The sequence below is a fragment of the Cohnella terricola genome, assembly GCF_007786475.1.
GTDB classification, from domain to species: Bacteria; Bacillota; Bacilli; order Paenibacillales; family Paenibacillaceae; genus Cohnella; species Cohnella terricola.
The window spans coordinates 280,881-299,153 of the sequence record NZ_VNJJ01000003.1 but is presented as its reverse complement, the minus strand read 5'-3'; the positions used below and the strand labels follow the sequence as shown (position 1 = coordinate 299,153).

Sequence of the window (18,273 nt, the reverse complement as noted above, 5' to 3'; positions counted from 1 at the left end):
GCAACACGATGAAACAGCTTCCCCAATTTCCCCAGTCCTATTGGACGGCGTCGGTTGAGCTTCCGGAATTTCCTCGATTGCAATCGGATATCGAAGCCGATGTCGTGATCGTCGGCGCGGGGATCACCGGCATTACCGCGGGATATTTGCTTTCCAAAGCGGGAGTTAAGACGGCCATTCTAGAGGCTGGACGCATCCTGAACGGAACCACGGGGCATACGACCGCGAAAATAACGGCCCAGCACGATGTGATCTACGACGAGTTGATTCAACACTTCGGCGAAGATCAAGCGCGTTTGTACTACGAAGCGAACCGGGATGCTCTGAATTTTATCCGCAATACGGTCGCTTCGGAGAATATCTCTTGCGGTCTCGAGAACGAGCATGCCTACATTTACGCCCAATCGGATCACGGAATTACGCAATTGACCAACGAACGCCGAGCGTACGAGAAGCTGGGAATTCCCGGAGACTTAACCGATCGAATCGATCTGCCGATCTCGATCAAAAGTGCATTGGTCATGCGCGACCAAGCGCAATTCCATCCGTTAAAGTATTTAATGGCATTAATTGACCGCGTCGTTCGCACCGAGTCGCAAATTTTCGAGAACACGACCGTCATGAAAGTAGAAGAAGGCGACAGGCCCGTCGTTGTTACGGAAGATGGTCATCGCGTTCGGTGCAGGCATGTGATAAGCGCTTCCCATTTTCCTTTTCTTGACTGGAAAGGATTTTATTTCGCCCGTATGCATGCCGAGCGTTCCTATGTGCTCGGGGTTCGGATCGAAGGGGAATATGGCGGTGGGATGTACATTAGCGCCGACGATCCGAAACGTTCGATCCGAGTCGCTCGCGAAGGGGACTCGCCATTGATTCTGATCGGCGGCCAAGGGCACAAAGCGGGACAAAGCGCATGCACGTTCGATCATTACTTGGCGCTCGAGGCATTCGCCGATTACATGTACCGAGTTAAGGATATCCCTTATCGCTGGTCGACCCAGGATCTGGTGACCCTGGATAAACTCCCTTACGTTGGACGGATCAATGCACGTACGGATAACATTTTCGTCGCTACGGGATACAGAAAATGGGGGATGACGAACGGTACAGCCGCCGCGCATCTGCTTACGAATCTGGTATTGGGCGCGGAGGACCGTTACCGCGAGTTATTCGACCCCTCGAGATTGCATGCGGACCCGGATATCAAAAGCTTTATTACGAGTAACGCGGATGTTGCCAAACAACTGGTTGTCGGTAAACTGGAGATGGTCTATCGAAGTCCGGATAGCTTAAACGAGAACGAAGGAGCTCTTGTGCGCGTGAACGGCAAGCGGGCCGGCGCGTATCGGGATCCCGAAGGCGTTCTCCATCTCGTCGACACGACTTGCACCCATTTGGGATGTGAGACGAACTGGAACGATGGCGACCGGACATGGGATTGTCCCTGCCACGGATCACGGTTCTCCTATACTGGGGAAGTCATAGAAGGACCGGCCAAAGAGCCGCTTGCCCGGCTTGAACCAGCAGGTAAAGCATAAGAGAAATGAAGAGAGACGCCCCTGTGGGCGCCTTTTTTCGATTATGCAATCGACGGCGGCATGTTATCATAATAATCATCAGCAACCTGCCGGATCAATCGTCAAGTCGATGGATAAGGCGGCAAATACGGAGACCCGTTTGGATGGTATCATCGAATGAGATCGAAAGGCATTTTTCGAGAAACGATTCGATGAGCCGACCGAGGGGGGACTGGACATGAACAATTGGATGAACGATACGTATCGCAAGCTGCATCTGGACAACCATCAACCGGAATGGATGGGCGGCGTGGCCGCGGCGATAACGGAAGAGGAAGCGAAGCGACAGGCAACGATGCTAAAGGAAGCGGGAGTTCAGGCGGTAGAAGTGTTTGCATACGATCACTACGGACATACGTTTTATCCGTCGGACATCGCCGTGACGCATCCGCACCTGGAGAACGACTATACCGGGCGTATGGTGCGAGCGCTGAAGGAAGCAGGTATCCGAACGATACTCTATATGAACGTATTTTCCAGTGTCCATATGCGCCGTCTGCACCCGGAATGGCTGCGCGTGGCAGAGGACGGTACGTTTCCGCGCGGAGCTTGGCTGTCGCAGGATGCTTCGCATATTTGCATCTCCTCAGATTTTCTGGAACGCTTCTATATCCCGCTCGTACAGGAGGCGGTGAGCAAACATCAGCCCGACGCCGTATGGTTTGACGGGGGGAGTTGGCTGGTCGAACAACCCTGCTATTGCGAGAACTGCCGGAAGCTGTACCGGGAGCAGCTCGGTGCAGACCTGCCGAAAGGGCCGATGCCAGAGCCGGACCGCGAATTGGATTCGCCCGAGTGGGTGCAGTGGCGGTTATGGCGCAGAGGCATGATCGCGCCGTACATCGCACAAGTGACTTCGGCTGTAAAAGCGCTATCTCCGGACACGCTTGTGGCGGATAACAATTCGGGCAAATACTTTATGGGCTTCCCGCTTACAGAGAAGGGAAGGTTCGTCCGCTGGCTGACGCCGCGCGAATTGGGCGTGGATTGGCTTTCGTGCGATCCGGTTCATTTCGGAGCAAACCACGAGGTGATCTTCAGTCGCGAAGGGCGCTACCAGTCAACGACAGGCCTGCCGTTCGACTATATGAACGAGCGATTCCACGGTTGGGGAGAGTGGCAGATGCGCTCGCCGACAGATTGGAAGCTGGAGATGGCGACGAAGCTCGCGGTCGGGGCTAAGTGCTTCTTCGCGGATAATCCTTACGTTGACGGAAGCTTGGAACCGGCTGTCTATAAGGATCTAAAGGATGTTTACGCGTTCGTGCAAGAGCGGGAGACCTATTCGCGAGGAACGCAAGCGGTTCCGGAGGTCGCAATCCTGGCCAGCCTGCCTTCGCAATTGTTAGGACCGACGGCCGGGGCTGAGTGGGGCCGCGACAGCGGATGGGGCGAGGTGTCGAGAGCGCGCCCCGATCGCGTCGACGGCGCTTCCATGCTATTGACGGAGGCGGGCATCCAACATCTCATCTATGACGAGGCGACGCTGAGAGAACAGCTCCACAGGCAAGCGCTTGTGATCGTAGCCGATCAGTGTCTGATGGAGGCGGAGACGATCTCGGCGTTGGAGCGTTATGTCGCGGACGGAGGACGGGTAATCGTGACGGGACGCTCCGGTTTGTGGAGCGAAAGCGGGGAAAGGCGCGCGGACGACTTGTTCGCGGCGCTGCTCGGCGTCAAACGAACGGGCGTCCAGCCCGCGCCGATCCACTATTGGGAAGCGGAAGGAAGATTGCGTTCGAGCATGCCTTACGGGGAAGTGAAGCTGCAGGTGTGGGGAGAGGCGATGCAGCTTGAGACTGGAGATGACGTCGAAACGCTGGCGGAGCTAATCGCGCCGAACGAGCATGTCTGGCGTCCCGGAGGCGGACGAGCCCGCGCCGATTGGCAGAATTACACGACGGTCGGCGCTGCACCCGCAGGAGACCGGGCGGTCGCTCCGTCGATCACGGCGCGAAATTATGGACTAGGCCGGGTAATTTACATGAACGGCGAGCCGTTCGCGCTGTACTACTTGGAAGGACATCGGTTAACGCGGGAATGGCTGTTCGCTTGCCTGGAGGATCTATATCCATCGAGTAAACGCATGCTCTCGGCGCGCAAGCCGTATCACGTAGAGCTTGCCGTGCACGAGCGCCGAAACGGACGAACGCACGAGCTCTTCGTGCACGTGCTGAACTACTTCGCGCAGAAACGATCCGGTTATCTGATCCACAACGAGCAGATTCCGCCGATCGACGACATCGAATTGACGATTCGCCCACCTTGCAAGCCGTCCGCTATCTTTTTGCAGCCGGAAGGCGCCGATCTTGAATGGACGTGGGACGGAGAGCGGGCAACGATCTCGCTGCCACGGTTACAATTGCACTCGATTGTGCAGATCGTCGTAGAAGACGATAACGCGAGTTCGGAAGCCAAATAATTGAACATCAAATAACCAAAATAATGAATTGTCCGATCAGCAACCGAGTTATAAAATGCATTACTACGCAAATCGCGACGATTTCAGAGCGATTTCAGAGAATAAAGCGGGGGATGACATGACCTACTGGACGAAGACCGATAGGGAAGGCTACGAAGCATGGATAAGCGAGACGTCCAAACTGTCCGTTACGATCATTCCCACGCTCGGCTCCAAGATGGTCTCCTTGTTGAACAAGGAGACCGGTCGTGAATGGCTGTGGCGCAGCGACAAGCCTCTAGGCAATCAAGGTTACGGATCGGCGTTCGGCGACGGCGACGAGTCCGGTTGGGACGAGATGTTCCCAGGCATTAACGTCTGCGCATATCCGGACGAGCCTTGGCGGGGACGGATCGTGCCGGACCATGGCGAAGTATGGTCGCTGCCTTGGCAGGCTCAAGCGGACAACGGCACGCTTCGCTGCAACGTACAGGGACGGGAGTTTCCTTATACGCTGGACAAAGCCGTCTCTTTCATAGCGGACGACACGCTGCGAATCGAGTACACGGTGACGAATCTTTCCGATTATCCGTTCTCGTTCCTATGGGCTGCACATCCGCTGCTGCGAGCCGAGGCAGGAATGAAGCTGCGCGTTCCGGACGGACTGAAGACGATCGCCATGTCTTATTCGGCGCAGACGAGGCTCGGCAACTTTGGCGCGAAGCACCGTTGGCCGATTCCAGACTTGAGTCTCTTTCGGACCGAGAGCACGCGGGATCATGGCGCGCCTATCGACCTGAGTGTCTTGGAACCGAATGAGGGCCGGTACGCGGAAAAATATTATTTTGCGGACGAGCTCGCTGAAGGCTGGGCGGAACTGTGCGATCCGGTCACTGACGAAGCGATTACATTCCGATTTCCTACGGAGCAAGTGCCGTATCTGGCCGTCTGGGCGAATTACGGGGGCTATGCCGGCCATTATCACTTCGCGATCGAGCCGGCGACAGGGACGATGGATGATCTTGCCTTCGCAATGAGCGAGAATCGGACGTCGGTCATTGCGCCCGGCGGGATGTATCGCTGGTATCTGGAAACTTGTGTACGTTGAGAAAGGACCGCAGCGATGAAACTCATCAAATGGCTATTCATTAACCGAAGCATCCGAACGAAGATTCTCTGGAGCAGCGTGCTCATCTCCCTCGTCCCGATGCTCGTGCTGTCAATCCTATTCTATGAGTCGAGCACGAAATCGCTGGAACGGACGATGTATCGAAGCGCCGATCAGAACGCTCAGTACGTAGCGGGCTATTTGAATCAATATTTCCGCGACCTGTCGTCCTCAGCGCTGCAAGTATATGGATTCTCGCACGTGATGAACTTGATGGAGCACGGCCGGAGCGTGACAGACGAAGACTTTTTCAATACGAAGGAATCTCTGAAAAATTACTATACGCTCGTATCGAACAAAAACAAGGATAGCGTCATCAAGATTATGATCTTCGGCAAGAACAACCAACTTAGGGACTACTGGTCGCGAGCCGCCAGCTACGACTCGATCCCCTTCGATGAGAGCATTCCCCATTATGGGGACATGCTCGATTTGCCGTTCCGGGAATCTCTTGCTTTCACTTATGCGGATGCGATGCTTCACCGGGATTTTTTTGTTTTTGCGATTACGATCTACGATCCTTTCTACCGCAGCAAGATCGGAACGCTCGTATTCTATATTCAGAAGAAAGAGCTTGGCAAGATCATCGAGGCGAACAATAAGGCTCCGAACGTCATCGTGCTGCGCAATTCCCGCGGAGAGACGTTCTACAATACGAACGACACATACGCCGACATCATTCCAACTCTTGACGAACCCGATTCGCACTTGAAAAACAAGCCGAAGGCGATCCAGTTCGTCCAACGCAAAAATTTGCTCGTAGGCACTTCCTATCTCGACAACGGCAACTTGTCGCTGACGATCGTCTATCCGAACGAAGAGCTTGCGCGGCACGGCATCAATACGTTGCTGATCGCCATCGGCGCACTGGTCTTCGCGTTAGTGTCCATCTCCTTGCTTTCGCTGCTAGCGCAGCAATACATTACGCGTCCGATCAAGCAACTAGGCAACGCAATGAAGACCGTGCGACACGGCAACTTCCATGTTACTTTGAATCAACCGAACCGGTACCGCGACGATATATCGGAGCTGACCCGAAGCTTTAACTATATGACGGAGACAATCCGCGAGTTGATCGAGCAGCGTTACCAAATGCAGCTCCGGAACAAGGAAGCGCAATTGCTCGCGCTGCAGATGCAGATCAACCCACACTTTCTGTACAATACGTTGCAGACGATCGGCGGCAAAGCGGTGCTGATCGGAGATTACGACATTCCCGAGATGTGCAGATCACTTGGAGAACTGTTCCGCTACAGCTTCTACGAAGGCAATACAGAATCGACGATTGGCCAGGAGCTTGCGCACGTCAGCAACTATTTGTACATCCAACAGTTCCGATTCGAAGATTCGCTGCAGATCGAGTTCGACGTTCCGGAGGAGTTAATGGACACGCCGATCGTTCGCTTCGTCATGCAGCCGATTATCGAAAATGCCGTCGTTCACGCGCTTGGCGGTCCAGACGATCTCCAATTGCTCATTCGCGTTCGTGCAGAGACGGATGACGGGGCGGTCGTGCTTTCCATTCGAGATAACGGTCCGGGCATCGCTTACGTGAAGCTTGAAGCACTGCGCAGCGGCTTGGAGTTAAAGTCGTTAGAAGTATTCTCGGGCGTCTCGATCGGTTTGAAGAACGTTCATGAGCGCATTCGTCTCGCCTATGGCGATCCGTACGGGCTGGAAATCGACAGCTGTCCGGGAGAAGGCACGGACATACGCATCCGGATTCCATACAGAAAGCGGGGAGAGTTGCTTGCTTAAAGTGATGGTCGTCGATGATGAATCTTGGGGTCGCAAGTCGGTTAGCAAAATGATCGCCGAACTGCGGCTTGACGTCGAAGTCGTCTCGGAAGCCCGCAACGGGGCGGAAGCGATGGCGCTTATACCGGTCAGCCAACCGCATATTATCGTGACGGATATGAACATGCCGGTCATGAACGGTCAACAGTTCCTTGAACAGCTGTACCATCGGTACAATCACATTAAAGTGATCGTGATCAGCGGCCATACACAATTCGAATTCATGAAGGCCGCCGTCACGTACCAAGCGTGCGAATACGTACTGAAGCCGGTGTCGCTCGCGGATTTGAAAAGCGCGATGATCAAGGCAATGGAGGCGAGCCGAAGCCATCTGAGCATCGAACAGAGGCAGCAATTCGCGAGCGAGATGCGTAAGCTGCAAACCGAAGCCTTTCTTCAAAATGTGACGGGGCGACGGATCGCGAACGCTGCGGACATTGTATACCGTTCCGCGGAGCTGCTCTCGGATCTCCTGCCGGGCCGCTACCGTCTCGTCGTGTGCATGCTGCGCAGGTTCCGGGAGCTGGCGGAAACGAAGTTCCACGGCAATGCCGATCTGCTTATGTTCAGCGTTGAAAATATGATGAACGAAGTGACGCGAGAAGCACCGTTATACGTGTACAAGTCGGACGACAGGATGCGGCTTTGTTTGCTTCTTCCCGAATCGTTCGCCAGCGGTGAAGCAATCCGGCAGTTGCTGCAGCCGTTCCACGCCGCGGTCAACGGAATGTTAGACCTTCACGTCGTCGCCGGGCTGAGTTCTCTACGCGATAGTCTAGAGCAGTTGCCCGAAGCCTTCGCCGAGGCGAACGAACTGCTTCGCGGCAATCTGCTGCAAGGAACGGACCTCGCGATCTACGCGGCGGATTCAGGAAAGCCGTTGAATTGCGCGGAAGTGTTCAGCGGATTTGATGCGAAGCTGTTGCATCAGGCGATCGCTGCGGGCCAAGCGTCCGCCGCGCGCAGGCTACTCGATGAGTTCGCGCGCAAGGCCGAAGCTGCTCGGTCTCTAACGATCCAGGGAGCTCAGAAGGAGCTCCGCAAGCTCGTCTCCGCCGCCGGCAGCCATTGGGAATCGATCGCTGCGGCCAGTACGCTCTTATCCGATCAACGGGCGATTGACGGCATTATGAGCGTGGAGGCGCTGCTTAACTACACCTCGCAGCTCTCGACGGCTATCGAGAGACATATCGTTGAAACAACGGCTCCGGGTGCCGCGAATCCGATATCCGAGATTGCCGCCTATTTGGACGAGCATTATTTCGAGGATATAGGCTTAATAGATATCGCGACCCGCTACCATATGGACCCCAGCTATTTGAGCAAACAATTCAAGTCTGTGACAGGGGAGAATTTCATCGAATACGTTACGCGGAAACGAATGGAGAAGGCATGCGATCTGCTGCGCGAATCGAACCGTAAAATCAATGATATATCCGAGCTCGTCGGGTACGAGAACCAGCGCTATTTCAGCCAAGTGTTCAAGAAGTTCACCGGGCAGACGCCCTCAGAATACCGAGAGTTGCAGCCCATCGTGTTCCCCAATGCAAAAAATTGAACATCGCATCCCCAATTTATTTAATTCCTGAAGCATCCGGAGATCGGTAATATGAACTTCAGGACGAGAACGCTCGATCCGGCAAATCAAACAAAGGGGAAATGGATATGAACAAGAAGCTTGGCTTCGGGATGAGTATCGCGTTGTTGACCTTGCTCCTGTCCGCGTGCGGCGGCAACGATAAGAACGCGGCTAGTTCGACGACATCGGCACCTGAATCTGAAAACCCAGCGACGGAGTCGGCAAGCGCTCCGACGTCGGAAGATTCGAAACCGGTTACAATCTCGTTCATGCACTTCAAGAGCGACGTGACGGACGGAGTCGCCAAAATCATTGAGCAGTTCGAATTGGAAAACCCGAATATCAAAGTTGACGTGCAGCCGGTCAAGTACGACGATTACGACACGCTGCTGAAGACGAAGCTGGCGAGCGGGGACATCGTCGACGTGTTCACCCTCAACGCAGGCAGCACAACGAAGCTTTACCATAACGGTGGTTATCTGGAAGACCTGACGGATCAGGAGTTCATGAAGAATTTCGATCCGGGCGTGCTCGCCGAACAGGCGACCGACGGCAGGAACTACATTATGCCGCTGAACGCCGGCCCGATCGCGGTGTTCTATAACAAGAAGATTTTCGCCGATCTCGGACTCGATATACCGACCACGTACGACGCTCTGATGGAGAGCGCGCAAAAGATCAAAGATGCTGGCAAGACTCCGTTCGCGCTTGGATGGAAGGATGGTTGGACACTCGGCATGTGGCTGAGCCGAGACTTTCCGAGCAATACCGTGCTTGTTGAGAAGCAGGTGGATTTCTTCGATAAACTGGAGAAGGGGGAGGCGAAGTTTGCCGACAACCCGGCGGCGAAGACGTCCATCTCGCACGCGCTCGACCTGTTCAGATACGGCAACAAAGACCAACTCGGCGTCGACTACAACGGCGCGGTAGACCTGTTCGCCCGCGAAGAAGCCGCCATGATGTATGTGGGAACTTGGCCTCTCGCCGATATTCAGAAGAAAAATCCGGAGCTGTTCGATAGCGGAATGGGCTATTTCCCGTATCCGTTCAGCAACGATCCGATTCTGAACAAGCTGGAATTCAATCCGGACGCATCCTTGGCAGTCAACAGCAAATCCGAGAATAAGGCAGCCGCGTTCAAGTTTCTCGCCTTCATGTCCAGCAAAGCCGGAGGCGATGCATGGGTCGAAAACGCGAAGACGCTCAGCTACGTCAAGGGCGCATCGTCGGACATCGCACCTGCGATAACCGAGCTTCAGCCGTATTTTAACGACGGTCGACTGTACAATTCGCAAGTGTTCATCACGACCACAATCGATTGGAACACGCAGTTCACCCAATATGTACAGAAGGTGCTCTTCAACAAGTCGTCTGCGGACGACATCATCATGGACCTGGACGCTTGGGTCGCCAAAAACCACAAATAACTCGAGGCTTGACGACCGAACGGCATAGGCGAAGCCTATGCCGTTCCTGCTGAGAAGGGAGAGGAACCGATGAAAAGTTTGGGATCGATGATCCGGCGCGAGATGTGGTATATCTTGTTCCTCGTTCCGGGCGTACTGTTGTTTGCATTCACCGTCATCACGCCGTTTCTCCAAGGGGTTCGCTACTCCTTCACGAATTGGGACGGCATATCCCGCAAGCTGACTTATATCGGATGGGACAACTACGTAAATGCGTTCCAAGATCCCGTTGTGTTGACGGTTCTTGGCAATACGTTTAAATATGCGATTATTCTTACGATTGTTGTTAATGTCATTTCGGTATTGCTGGCGTTGCTGCTGGACAGTTATTTGCCGCTTCGTAACCTGTTCCGCACCATCTTCTTCTTACCGGGAATCATCTCGGTCGTGCTCGCGGGCTTTATCTGGAGCTACAATTACAGCCAAGGCGTTCCAAAGCTGCTGTCGTATTTCGGTCTTGATGTGACCAGTCCGCTCGGCAATCCCGACCAAGCATTGATCGGCTTGATCATCGTCGCGGTCTGGCAGGGTGTCGGCACTCCGATGATCATCTATCTCGCCGGCTTGCAGAACATTCCGGCTGAATTGATGGAGAGCGCCCGCATCGACGGAGCGGGTCCGGTCCGCATCTTCCGCAGCGTGACGCTGCCGCTGCTGGCGCCTTCAGTGACAATTAACATGCTGCTTGTTCTGACCGGTGCGCTCAAGGTGTTTGATCTGGTGTTCGTGACGACGAACGGAGGGCCAGCCTTTGCGACGGAAGTCATCGCGACGTTCATTTACAAGAACGCTTTCTCGTCGTATAAAGCCGGATATGGCATGGCTTTGTCGATGATTTTCTTCGTTATTCTCGTAATCGTGACCATCGTGCAAGTGTCGTTCTTCAGAAAGCGGGAGGTGGAAGTGTGATGAAAATGACGCGTTGGCTCGTGTTCGCTGCGGTGTCGATCGCCGCCGTTGTCTTCCTTTTCCCTCTATATGTCGCACTGCTAATGGCGCTGAAGTCGACCAAACAAACGTTCGAGTCCTTCTATGCGCTGCCTTCAAGCCTGAATTTGACCAATTTTGTTCAGGCTTGGCAAACTTCGAATTACCCTTCCGCGTTTCTGAACAGCGTCATCGTGACGGTTATTTCGGTCGTGCTCATTGTTATCGTATCGGGGCTGAGTGGATATGCGATCGCGCGCGGCAACAAGCCGTTGTATACTTTCTTTTATATCCTGTTTTTAACCGGTATGATGGTACCGTTCCAAGTTATGATGCTCCCGCTGTACCAACTCGGCAAATCGTTTGATCTGTTGAACAATTATTGGGGGATCGCGCTCATCTACGGCGGCTTCGGCATACAGACGGGCGTGCTGTTCTATACCGGTTTCGTTCGCAGCATCTCGCGCGAGATCGAAGAGGCAGCTCGAATCGACGGCTGTTCCACGCCGGGCATTTTCGTACGGATCATTATGCCGCTGCTCAAGCCGGTAACTGCGACAGTACTCGTGCTCAACGTGCTCTACATTTGGAATGACTTTTTGCTACCGCTTCTATTCTTGCAGAATAAGGGTTACCGGACAATTCCGCTTCAGCAGTATTTCTTCTTCGGACAATACAGCAGCGATTTGAATCTCGCTTTTGCGTATGCGATCATGGGACTGATTCCGATCGTCGCGTTCTTCTTGTTCATGCAACGCTTCATCGTGAAAGGAATTGCCGCGGGAGCGGTTAAAGGTTGACAAAACGGACTACAGGGGGGCCGGCTATGGCTATCAGGCATTGGGAAAAGGATCGTCTCTTCGAGCTGCGAACGCGAGGAACGTCGTACGTATTCGGCGTGAACGAGAAAGGAACGCTGCAGCATCTGTATTGGGGCGAGCCTATTGAAGCTCCGGAATGCGCCTTCCTGCTCAAGGGGAGGCATCACAGCTCGTTTGACGCCGACATCGACAGGGAGACTGAGGAATTCGGCGGTTGGGGCGGCAGCCACTATGCGGAACCTGGTCTGAAGGCCACATTCGCAGACGGCGTCCGCGATCTGAAGCTGGTCTATATCGGATATGCGCAATCGGACGGCGACCTGTTGACGGTCTCGCTCGCGGATACGCATTACTCCTTACGAATCGACGTTCATTATAAGGTTTCGGAGGATCATGACATCATAGAGCGGTCGATCACGATCAACAACGGCGAGCCGCAACCCGTCAGAATAGAGCAGGCGATGGCCGCCGTATGGTCGGTGTCAGGTCTGGCGGAATACAGAATGACGCACGTGTCGGGGCGATGGGCGGGCGAGTATCAGTTGCGCTCGACGTTGCTCACCGAGGGCAAAAAAACGATCGAATCGCGCAGGGGGTTTACCGGACCGCATGCCAACCCATGGTTCGCGATCGACGACGGCCGCGCGGACGAGACGAATGGCCGCGTATGGTTCGGTGCGCTTGGCTGGAGCGGTAACTGGAAGATTGTCGCTGAGAAGTCGACGTTCGGTCATGTCCGCATCGTTGGCGGGATCAATGACTTTGATGGTGCATTCGAGCTTGCTCCGGGCGAATCGTATACTTCACCTGTTTTCGTCGGCGGATTTACGGTGCAAGGCTACGGTGAGATGAGTCGTATGCTGCATCGATATGAACGGGACGCCGTGCTGCCGACGCGCGCCTTGCGTAAAGTGCTCTACAACTCGTGGGAAGCGACAGAGTTCGACGTGCGCGCCGATGAGCAGATCAAGCTGGCTCGCCGTGCGGCCACGCTTGGCGTGGAACGGTTTGTCATCGATGACGGCTGGTTTGGCGCTCGCAACAGCGATCGCGCGGGTTTAGGCGATTGGAGAGTCAACCCGGACAAGTTCCCGGACGGACTGGAGGCGCTCATAGACGAAGTTCGATCGCTCGGCATGGAGTTCGGATTATGGGTCGAGCCCGAATCGGTCAACCCCGACAGCGATCTGTACCGGAAACATCCGGAATGGATTTACCGGTTCCCGACGCGTGAAGGGACGCAATTGCGCAATCAGTACTTGCTCAACCTCGGACTGCCCGAGGTGAAGGCGTTCGTGCTTGGCTTTATGACGGAGCTGTTATCGGCTTACGATATCAAATTCATCAAATGGGATATGAACCGTACGGTTACGGAGCCAGGCGCGGACGACCCCGGATTTCCGATCTGGCAGCGACATGTTAATCATCTATACGAGATTTGGGAAGAACTACGGCGCCGATTCCCGGACGTCGAGTTCGAGACGTGCGCGGGCGGCGGAGGCAGAATCGATCTCGGTATTCTTCGTTACGCGGATCAGGCGTGGATCAGTGACAATACCGATGCGCGCGATCGCCTAGCCATCCAAGAGGGCTTCTCTTACGTATATAGCCCTTCAGTCATGATGTGCTGGGTAACGGCGTCCCCGAACGGTTTCAACGGTCGCCGATTGCCCCTGTCGTACCGATTCCATAGCGCGATGATGGGTGGTCTCGGTATAGGGGCCGACATTGGTGTATGGACGGACGAAGAGATGGAGGAAGCGCGCGGTTACGTGGCGCTGTACAAGGAGATTCGCCATATCGTACTGCAAGGCGATCTATTCCGGCTTGAGCCGCTTGGACGCTCGAATCTGGCTGCCTACCAGTACACTAGCGCGGATACGCACGAAGCGGTTGTATTCGCGTTCCAAGATTCGCAGCATTTCGGCGGGGAAGAAAGATTGATTCGCTTGAGAGGCCTCGATCCCGATGCCGCATACGAGGTGAGCCTTGACGGCGGTGAGCCGATCGTCCGCCATGGCTCGACACTGATGCGTCTGGGTTATCCGCTTACTCTACGCGGGGATTACGGAAGCTGGTTGCTACGGTTGAAACGCGCGTAAGCGGCGTTACCCTTTTGGCGTGCTGCGATAGTCCGACGGAGAGACGCCCATGCGTTTCTTGAAAAGGCGAGAGAAATAATAGGGGTCGGCGATGCCGACCGCGGCAGCGATTTCTTTGACGGAGAGGCCGGTCAGGCTAAGTAGCTGACCGGCTTTTTGCATTTTCATGCGCAAATAATATTCGATCGGCGAGAAACCCGTCTCCTGGTTGAACAAATGGATGAGATGCTGCTTGGACAAGCCGGTATACGCGGCCACTTCCGGTAACGTCGCGTTGCCGTCAAGCCGGTCGTTCAAATACCGGATCGCGCGTTCGAGATCGGCTTCCCGCTTTTTGTCGCGCGCCGTGCCTCCCGCGCCTAATCCGATCCGGCCAAGCAACTGTCCGATCGTCTGCGAAATATGCGTCTGCACGGGCATCGAATACGGCTTGTCCGTCAGCAGAGCGTAACATCGCTCGAAGCTGTCGGTCCATTCCTGCCATATGCTCGGCGGCAGCCGAACGTGACTTGCGTCGAGCCCATACAATCGCACAAAATCCGCGACATGCTCGCCTTGCAAATGAAACCAGTAGATGCTCCAAGGATCTTCCGCAGCAGCACCGTAACGGTGAGCCGTTGCCGCCGGAATGACGACGAGATCGCCCGGACGAACGGGGGTGATGCGCCCTTCTTGTTCGATCCAGCCTTCGCCGGCCAGGCAGTTGATGAAAATATGGCTGTCGCTGCCTTCCGGACGTTCGCGGTAATGGTTTGCCGCATGCGGAAAAAAGCCGATGTCGCTGACGAACAGTCCGCGCGTTAACGGGTGGCGGCTAAGCTCCTCGCATAGGTAAGCGGGAAGCACGATTAGCTTTTCTTCGGGAAATCCCTCGGGAATTCGGATGGGATCTGACGCCATAAGGTACACCTCATATTTTCAGAAAATCGTTCATTCAATTCCTGTTTTATCCGATATTTGTGTAAAGATGAAAAACATAATATCCGAATATAATCCATTATAAACCGAATTCCGTCGATTGGCCCTAACTATTTTTCAGCGTACATTAGAGATGTACAACAATCGATAAGGAGTGATATCGCATGTCCGTAAAGATCAAGGAACAGCTGGTGGACATTCCGACATACGGCATCGGGGAACCGGATCGAAATCCGATGTTTTTGGAGAAGAGGGTATATCAGGGAAGCACAGGCAAAGTATATCCGCATCCGGTCGTCGACAAGATTATGGATGACAAGCAAAATCAAACTTACCGAGTCGTCGTGCTTGAGAACGAATATTTGCGCGTTGAGATCATGCCGGAGCTTGGCGGTCGCATTTACAGGGCGTTGGACAAGACGAACGACTATGACTTCGTCTATTACAATAAAGTCATCAAACCCGCACTAGTTGGACTTGCCGGTCCTTGGATATCCGGGGGCATCGAGTTTAACTGGCCACAGCACCATCGGCCCAACACGTATGGTCCGGTTGAATACCGATCGACCAACAACGACGATGGCAGCACGACAGTATGGGTAAGCGAAATCGATCGCATGTATGGCACGAAGGTAACGACGGGATTCACGCTCTACCCGGACAAGGCGTATTTGGAAATTTCGGCGCAGATGTACAACCGCACGGCGGTGCCGCAGACGTTCCTCTGGTGGGCGAATCCAGCCGTCGCCGTCAACGATCATACGCAATCGGTATTTCCGCCGGACGTCACTGCCGTATTCGACCATGGGAAACGCGACGTATCTCGATTTCCGATCGCGACTGGCACCTATTACAAGCACGACTATTCGGCTGGCGTCGATATTTCGCGCTATCGCAACATTCCGGTGCCAACCTCGTACATGGCATACAAGTCGGATTTCAATTTTGTCGGCGGCTACGATCACGGGGTGCAGGCCGGTCTGCTGCACGTTGCGAATCACCACGTCTCTCCTGGCAAGAAGCAGTGGACGTGGGGCAACGGCGAGTTTGGCCAAGCATGGGACCGCAATCTGACTGACGAGGACGGTCCGTACATTGAACTAATGACCGGCGTCTACACGGATAATCAGCCGGATTTCACCTGGCTTGCGCCATACGAGGAAAAATCGTTTAAGCAATACTTCATGCCATACAAGGACATCGGAGTCGTCAAAAACGCATCGATCGATGCCGCGGTTAACCTGGAAGTGGACGAAGGGGCGCGGCAAGCGACAGTTATGGCATATGCGACAAGCAAATTTGCGGACGCGGTAGTAGAACTGCGCGGACGGAAACGGGTTTACTTGCAGACGGTCGTTGAGTTATCGCCGACGTCAACGTTCAAGTCGATCGTACCTCTGGACGAGGAAGACCGCGCGCACGATTTGACGGTGATTGTACGCGATCGAGAAGGACGCACGCTAATTGCTTATCGTCCAGCGAAGCCGTCCATCGAGCAAGTGCCGGAAGCCGCGAAGCCGTTGCCGGAGCCTGCGGAACTGCGGACGAACGAGCAGTTGTACTTGGCGGGATTGCATTTGGAGCAGTACCGGCATGCGACATTCGAGCCCGAAGCGTATTATTTGGAAGGTTTGAAACGCGATCCGTCGGACATCCGACTTAACGTTGCGTACGGCACGTTGCTGCTGCGCAGAGGATTGTTCGCCGATGCGGAACTTTGCTTCCGCGCCGCAGTGAAGTCGCTGACTTGGCGCAACCCGAATCCATACGACAGCGAAGCGCTGTATCAGCTTGGTGTCTCACTTAAGCTGCAGGACCGGATGGAGGAAGCATTCACCGCGTTTTACAAGGCAACTTGGTCGGCATCGTGGCAGGACGCGGGTTACTTCTCGCTGGCGCGTATCGCTAGCGGACGCGGGGACAATGAGGAAGCGCTCGAGTTGGTCGAACTCGCTCTTATTCGCAATACGCGCAACTACAAGGCACGTCATCTGCGCGCCGCGCTGCTGCGCAAGCTTGGTCGGTTAACGGAAACGCTCGCTTACATCGAAGAAACGATCGGGCTCGATGCCATGGATTTCGGCTCGGCTTGGGAACGGAGACTGGTCCTGGCAGCTCTTGGCGAACGGTCGCGTGAGGAAGAAGCCGAACTGGAACTGTCGCGGTTGATGAGGAACGATGAGCATAACTATATGAATCTGGCCGCGGACTACGCGGAAGCGGGCTTATATAATGAAGCGATCGGTGTGTTAACGCATCTGGTGCAGCAAGGGGCGGATCTTCCGATGGTGCATTATGCGCTCGGCTACTTGCACGAGCGGGCCGGCGATCCGGAGCGGGCTGTGTATTTCCGGGCCAAAGGAAGCGCGGCGAAACCGGACTATTGCTTCCCGAATACGCTGTTCGATCTGCTCGCGTTGGAAAGCGCGATTCGCGCGGACGAAAACGACGGGTACGCGCATTACTATCTGGGCAACTTGCTGTATGACAAACGGCGCCACCCGGAGGCGATCGCCCACTGGGAGAAGGCGCGCACGGTTTGCGACGGCTTCGCTACTGTGCATCGGAATTTGGCGCTGGCTTATTATAACAAGCTGGGAGACGCCGAAGCGGCACTAAACTCGCTTGAGACTGCATTTTCCTGTGAACAAAAAGACGCCCGCGTCTTGTATGAACTGGATCAACTCTATAAGAAGCTTGGCTATTCGGCCGTGCGTAGATTAGCGAAGCTAGAGGATCATCTCGAACTGGTCGGAATTCGTGACGATCTGTACCTTGAACGCGTAACGTTGCTGAATGCGCTCGGAAGACATGAGGAAGCAGCCGCCGCGCTTTCCTCCCGGAAGTTCCATCCGTGGGAAGGCGGAGAAGGGAAGACGACGGGGCAATACGTATTGTCTCGCGTCGAATGGGCGAAACGCGTGATGGAGGAAGGGCGATTCGAGAAGGCGGCTGCCCTGCTGCGCGAGGCGCTCGTATATCCGGAGAACCTGAGCGAGGGTAAGCTGGCTGGCGCGCAGGAGAATAATATCTATTATTACTTGGGATGCGCGTATTTAGGAATGAATGAACCTGAGGAAGCACAGAGGCACTTCGCTATTGCGTCGCAAGGGTTGGAGGAGCCGACAAGCGCGATGTATTACAATGATCAGCCGCCGGATATGATTTTCTATCAAGGCATGGCATGGCAGAAGCTTGGCAACGACATTGAAGCGCGCCGCCGTTTCAATAAACTGATCGAATACGGGGAGAAACATCTGCGCGACAACATCAAGTTCGATTACTTTGCCGTGTCTCTTCCGGACTTCCTCGTATTCGAGGATGATATGAACAAGCGCAACGAGATCCATTGCCGGTACATGATGGGACTGGGCTGGATCGGGCGTGGCCGCTACGAACAGGCGAAGGAGCAATTGGACGCCGCATTGGCGCTGGAAGCGAACCATCAAGGTGCTGCGACGCATCGCCGGATGTGCGAATAGGCGTGAGCCGGGGAGAAGAAATCGTATCCCCGGCT

General features: G+C 54.7%; 11 protein-coding genes. 10 read left to right on the top strand and 1 reads right to left on the bottom strand.

From position 1 onward, the window contains the following. Positions 1-8 precede the first annotated feature (8 nt). From FPZ45_RS07025 to FPZ45_RS06985, 9 genes are all read left to right on the top strand, one after another. Positions 9-1,538, top strand: a complete 1,530-nt coding sequence (locus FPZ45_RS07025; RefSeq protein WP_144699825.1) for an FAD-dependent oxidoreductase — start codon at positions 9-11, stop codon at positions 1,536-1,538. A 217-nt stretch (positions 1,539-1,755) separates the two neighbouring features. Next, positions 1,756-3,999, top strand: coding sequence for an alpha-L-fucosidase (locus FPZ45_RS07020; RefSeq protein WP_144699823.1), 2,244 nt, complete (start codon positions 1,756-1,758; stop codon positions 3,997-3,999). 118 nt (positions 4,000-4,117) lie between these two features. Beyond that, entirely contained in the window at positions 4,118-5,086 is a 969-nt protein-coding gene (locus tag FPZ45_RS07015) for an aldose epimerase family protein (RefSeq protein ID WP_144699821.1), read from the top strand. Positions 5,087-5,101: 15 nt separating this feature from the next. Next, a complete protein-coding gene (locus FPZ45_RS07010) occupies positions 5,102-6,904 on the top strand; it encodes a sensor histidine kinase (RefSeq protein WP_144699819.1) in 1,803 nt (600 codons plus the stop codon). A 1-nt stretch (position 6,905) separates the two neighbouring features. Beyond that, positions 6,906-8,501 (top strand): response regulator transcription factor, encoded by a 1,596-nt coding sequence (locus FPZ45_RS07005; protein ID WP_246120369.1) that lies wholly within the window; start codon positions 6,906-6,908, stop codon positions 8,499-8,501. 107 nt (positions 8,502-8,608) lie between these two features. Beyond that, complete coding sequence (locus tag FPZ45_RS07000) at positions 8,609-9,949, top strand: ABC transporter substrate-binding protein (RefSeq protein WP_144699815.1); 1,341 nt, start codon at positions 8,609-8,611, stop codon at positions 9,947-9,949. 69 nt (positions 9,950-10,018) lie between these two features. After that, on the top strand, positions 10,019-10,897 hold the full coding sequence (locus FPZ45_RS06995) for a carbohydrate ABC transporter permease (RefSeq protein ID WP_144699813.1): 879 nt from the start codon (positions 10,019-10,021) through the stop codon (positions 10,895-10,897). Beyond that, positions 10,897-11,715 carry a carbohydrate ABC transporter permease gene (locus tag FPZ45_RS06990; protein ID WP_144700085.1) on the top strand — a complete coding sequence of 273 codons (819 nt, stop codon included), beginning with the start codon at positions 10,897-10,899 and terminating at the stop codon, positions 11,713-11,715. The genes FPZ45_RS06995 and FPZ45_RS06990 overlap by 1 nt, the downstream gene beginning before the upstream one ends. Positions 11,716-11,741: 26 nt before the next feature. Further along, positions 11,742-13,838: an alpha-galactosidase gene (locus FPZ45_RS06985; RefSeq protein WP_144699811.1), complete on the top strand. Its 2,097-nt coding sequence runs from the start codon at positions 11,742-11,744 to the stop codon at positions 13,836-13,838. 6 nt (positions 13,839-13,844) lie between these two features. Here FPZ45_RS06985 and FPZ45_RS06980 read toward each other — a convergent pair whose 3' ends face one another. After that, a complete protein-coding gene (locus FPZ45_RS06980; protein WP_144699809.1) occupies positions 13,845-14,738 on the bottom strand; it encodes a helix-turn-helix domain-containing protein in 894 nt (297 codons plus the stop codon). Between the two features lie 182 nt (positions 14,739-14,920). On the opposite strand from FPZ45_RS06980, the gene FPZ45_RS06975 reads away from it, so the two are divergent. After that, positions 14,921-18,238 (top strand): DUF5107 domain-containing protein, encoded by a 3,318-nt coding sequence (locus FPZ45_RS06975; protein WP_144699807.1) that lies wholly within the window; start codon positions 14,921-14,923, stop codon positions 18,236-18,238. Positions 18,239-18,273 lie beyond the last annotated feature (35 nt).

Excerpts from the sequence above, each read along its gene's own strand:
- FPZ45_RS07025 (WP_144699825.1), top strand. The coding sequence starts at position 9 with ATGAAACAGCTTCCCCAATTTCCCCAGTCCTATTGGACGGCGTCGGTT.
- FPZ45_RS07020 (WP_144699823.1), top strand. The coding sequence starts at position 1,756 with ATGAACAATTGGATGAACGATACGTATCGCAAGCTGCATCTGGACAAC.
- FPZ45_RS07015 (WP_144699821.1), top strand. The coding sequence starts at position 4,118 with ATGACCTACTGGACGAAGACCGATAGGGAAGGCTACGAAGCATGGATA.
- FPZ45_RS07010 (WP_144699819.1), top strand. The coding sequence starts at position 5,102 with ATGAAACTCATCAAATGGCTATTCATTAACCGAAGCATCCGAACGAAG.
- FPZ45_RS07000 (WP_144699815.1), top strand. The coding sequence starts at position 8,609 with ATGAACAAGAAGCTTGGCTTCGGGATGAGTATCGCGTTGTTGACCTTG.
- FPZ45_RS06995 (WP_144699813.1), top strand. The coding sequence starts at position 10,019 with ATGAAAAGTTTGGGATCGATGATCCGGCGCGAGATGTGGTATATCTTG.
- FPZ45_RS06990 (WP_144700085.1), top strand. The coding sequence starts at position 10,897 with ATGAAAATGACGCGTTGGCTCGTGTTCGCTGCGGTGTCGATCGCCGCC.
- FPZ45_RS06985 (WP_144699811.1), top strand. The coding sequence starts at position 11,742 with ATGGCTATCAGGCATTGGGAAAAGGATCGTCTCTTCGAGCTGCGAACG.
- FPZ45_RS06980 (WP_144699809.1), bottom strand. The coding sequence starts at position 14,738 with ATGGCGTCAGATCCCATCCGAATTCCCGAGGGATTTCCCGAAGAAAAG.
- FPZ45_RS06975 (WP_144699807.1), top strand. The coding sequence starts at position 14,921 with ATGTCCGTAAAGATCAAGGAACAGCTGGTGGACATTCCGACATACGGC.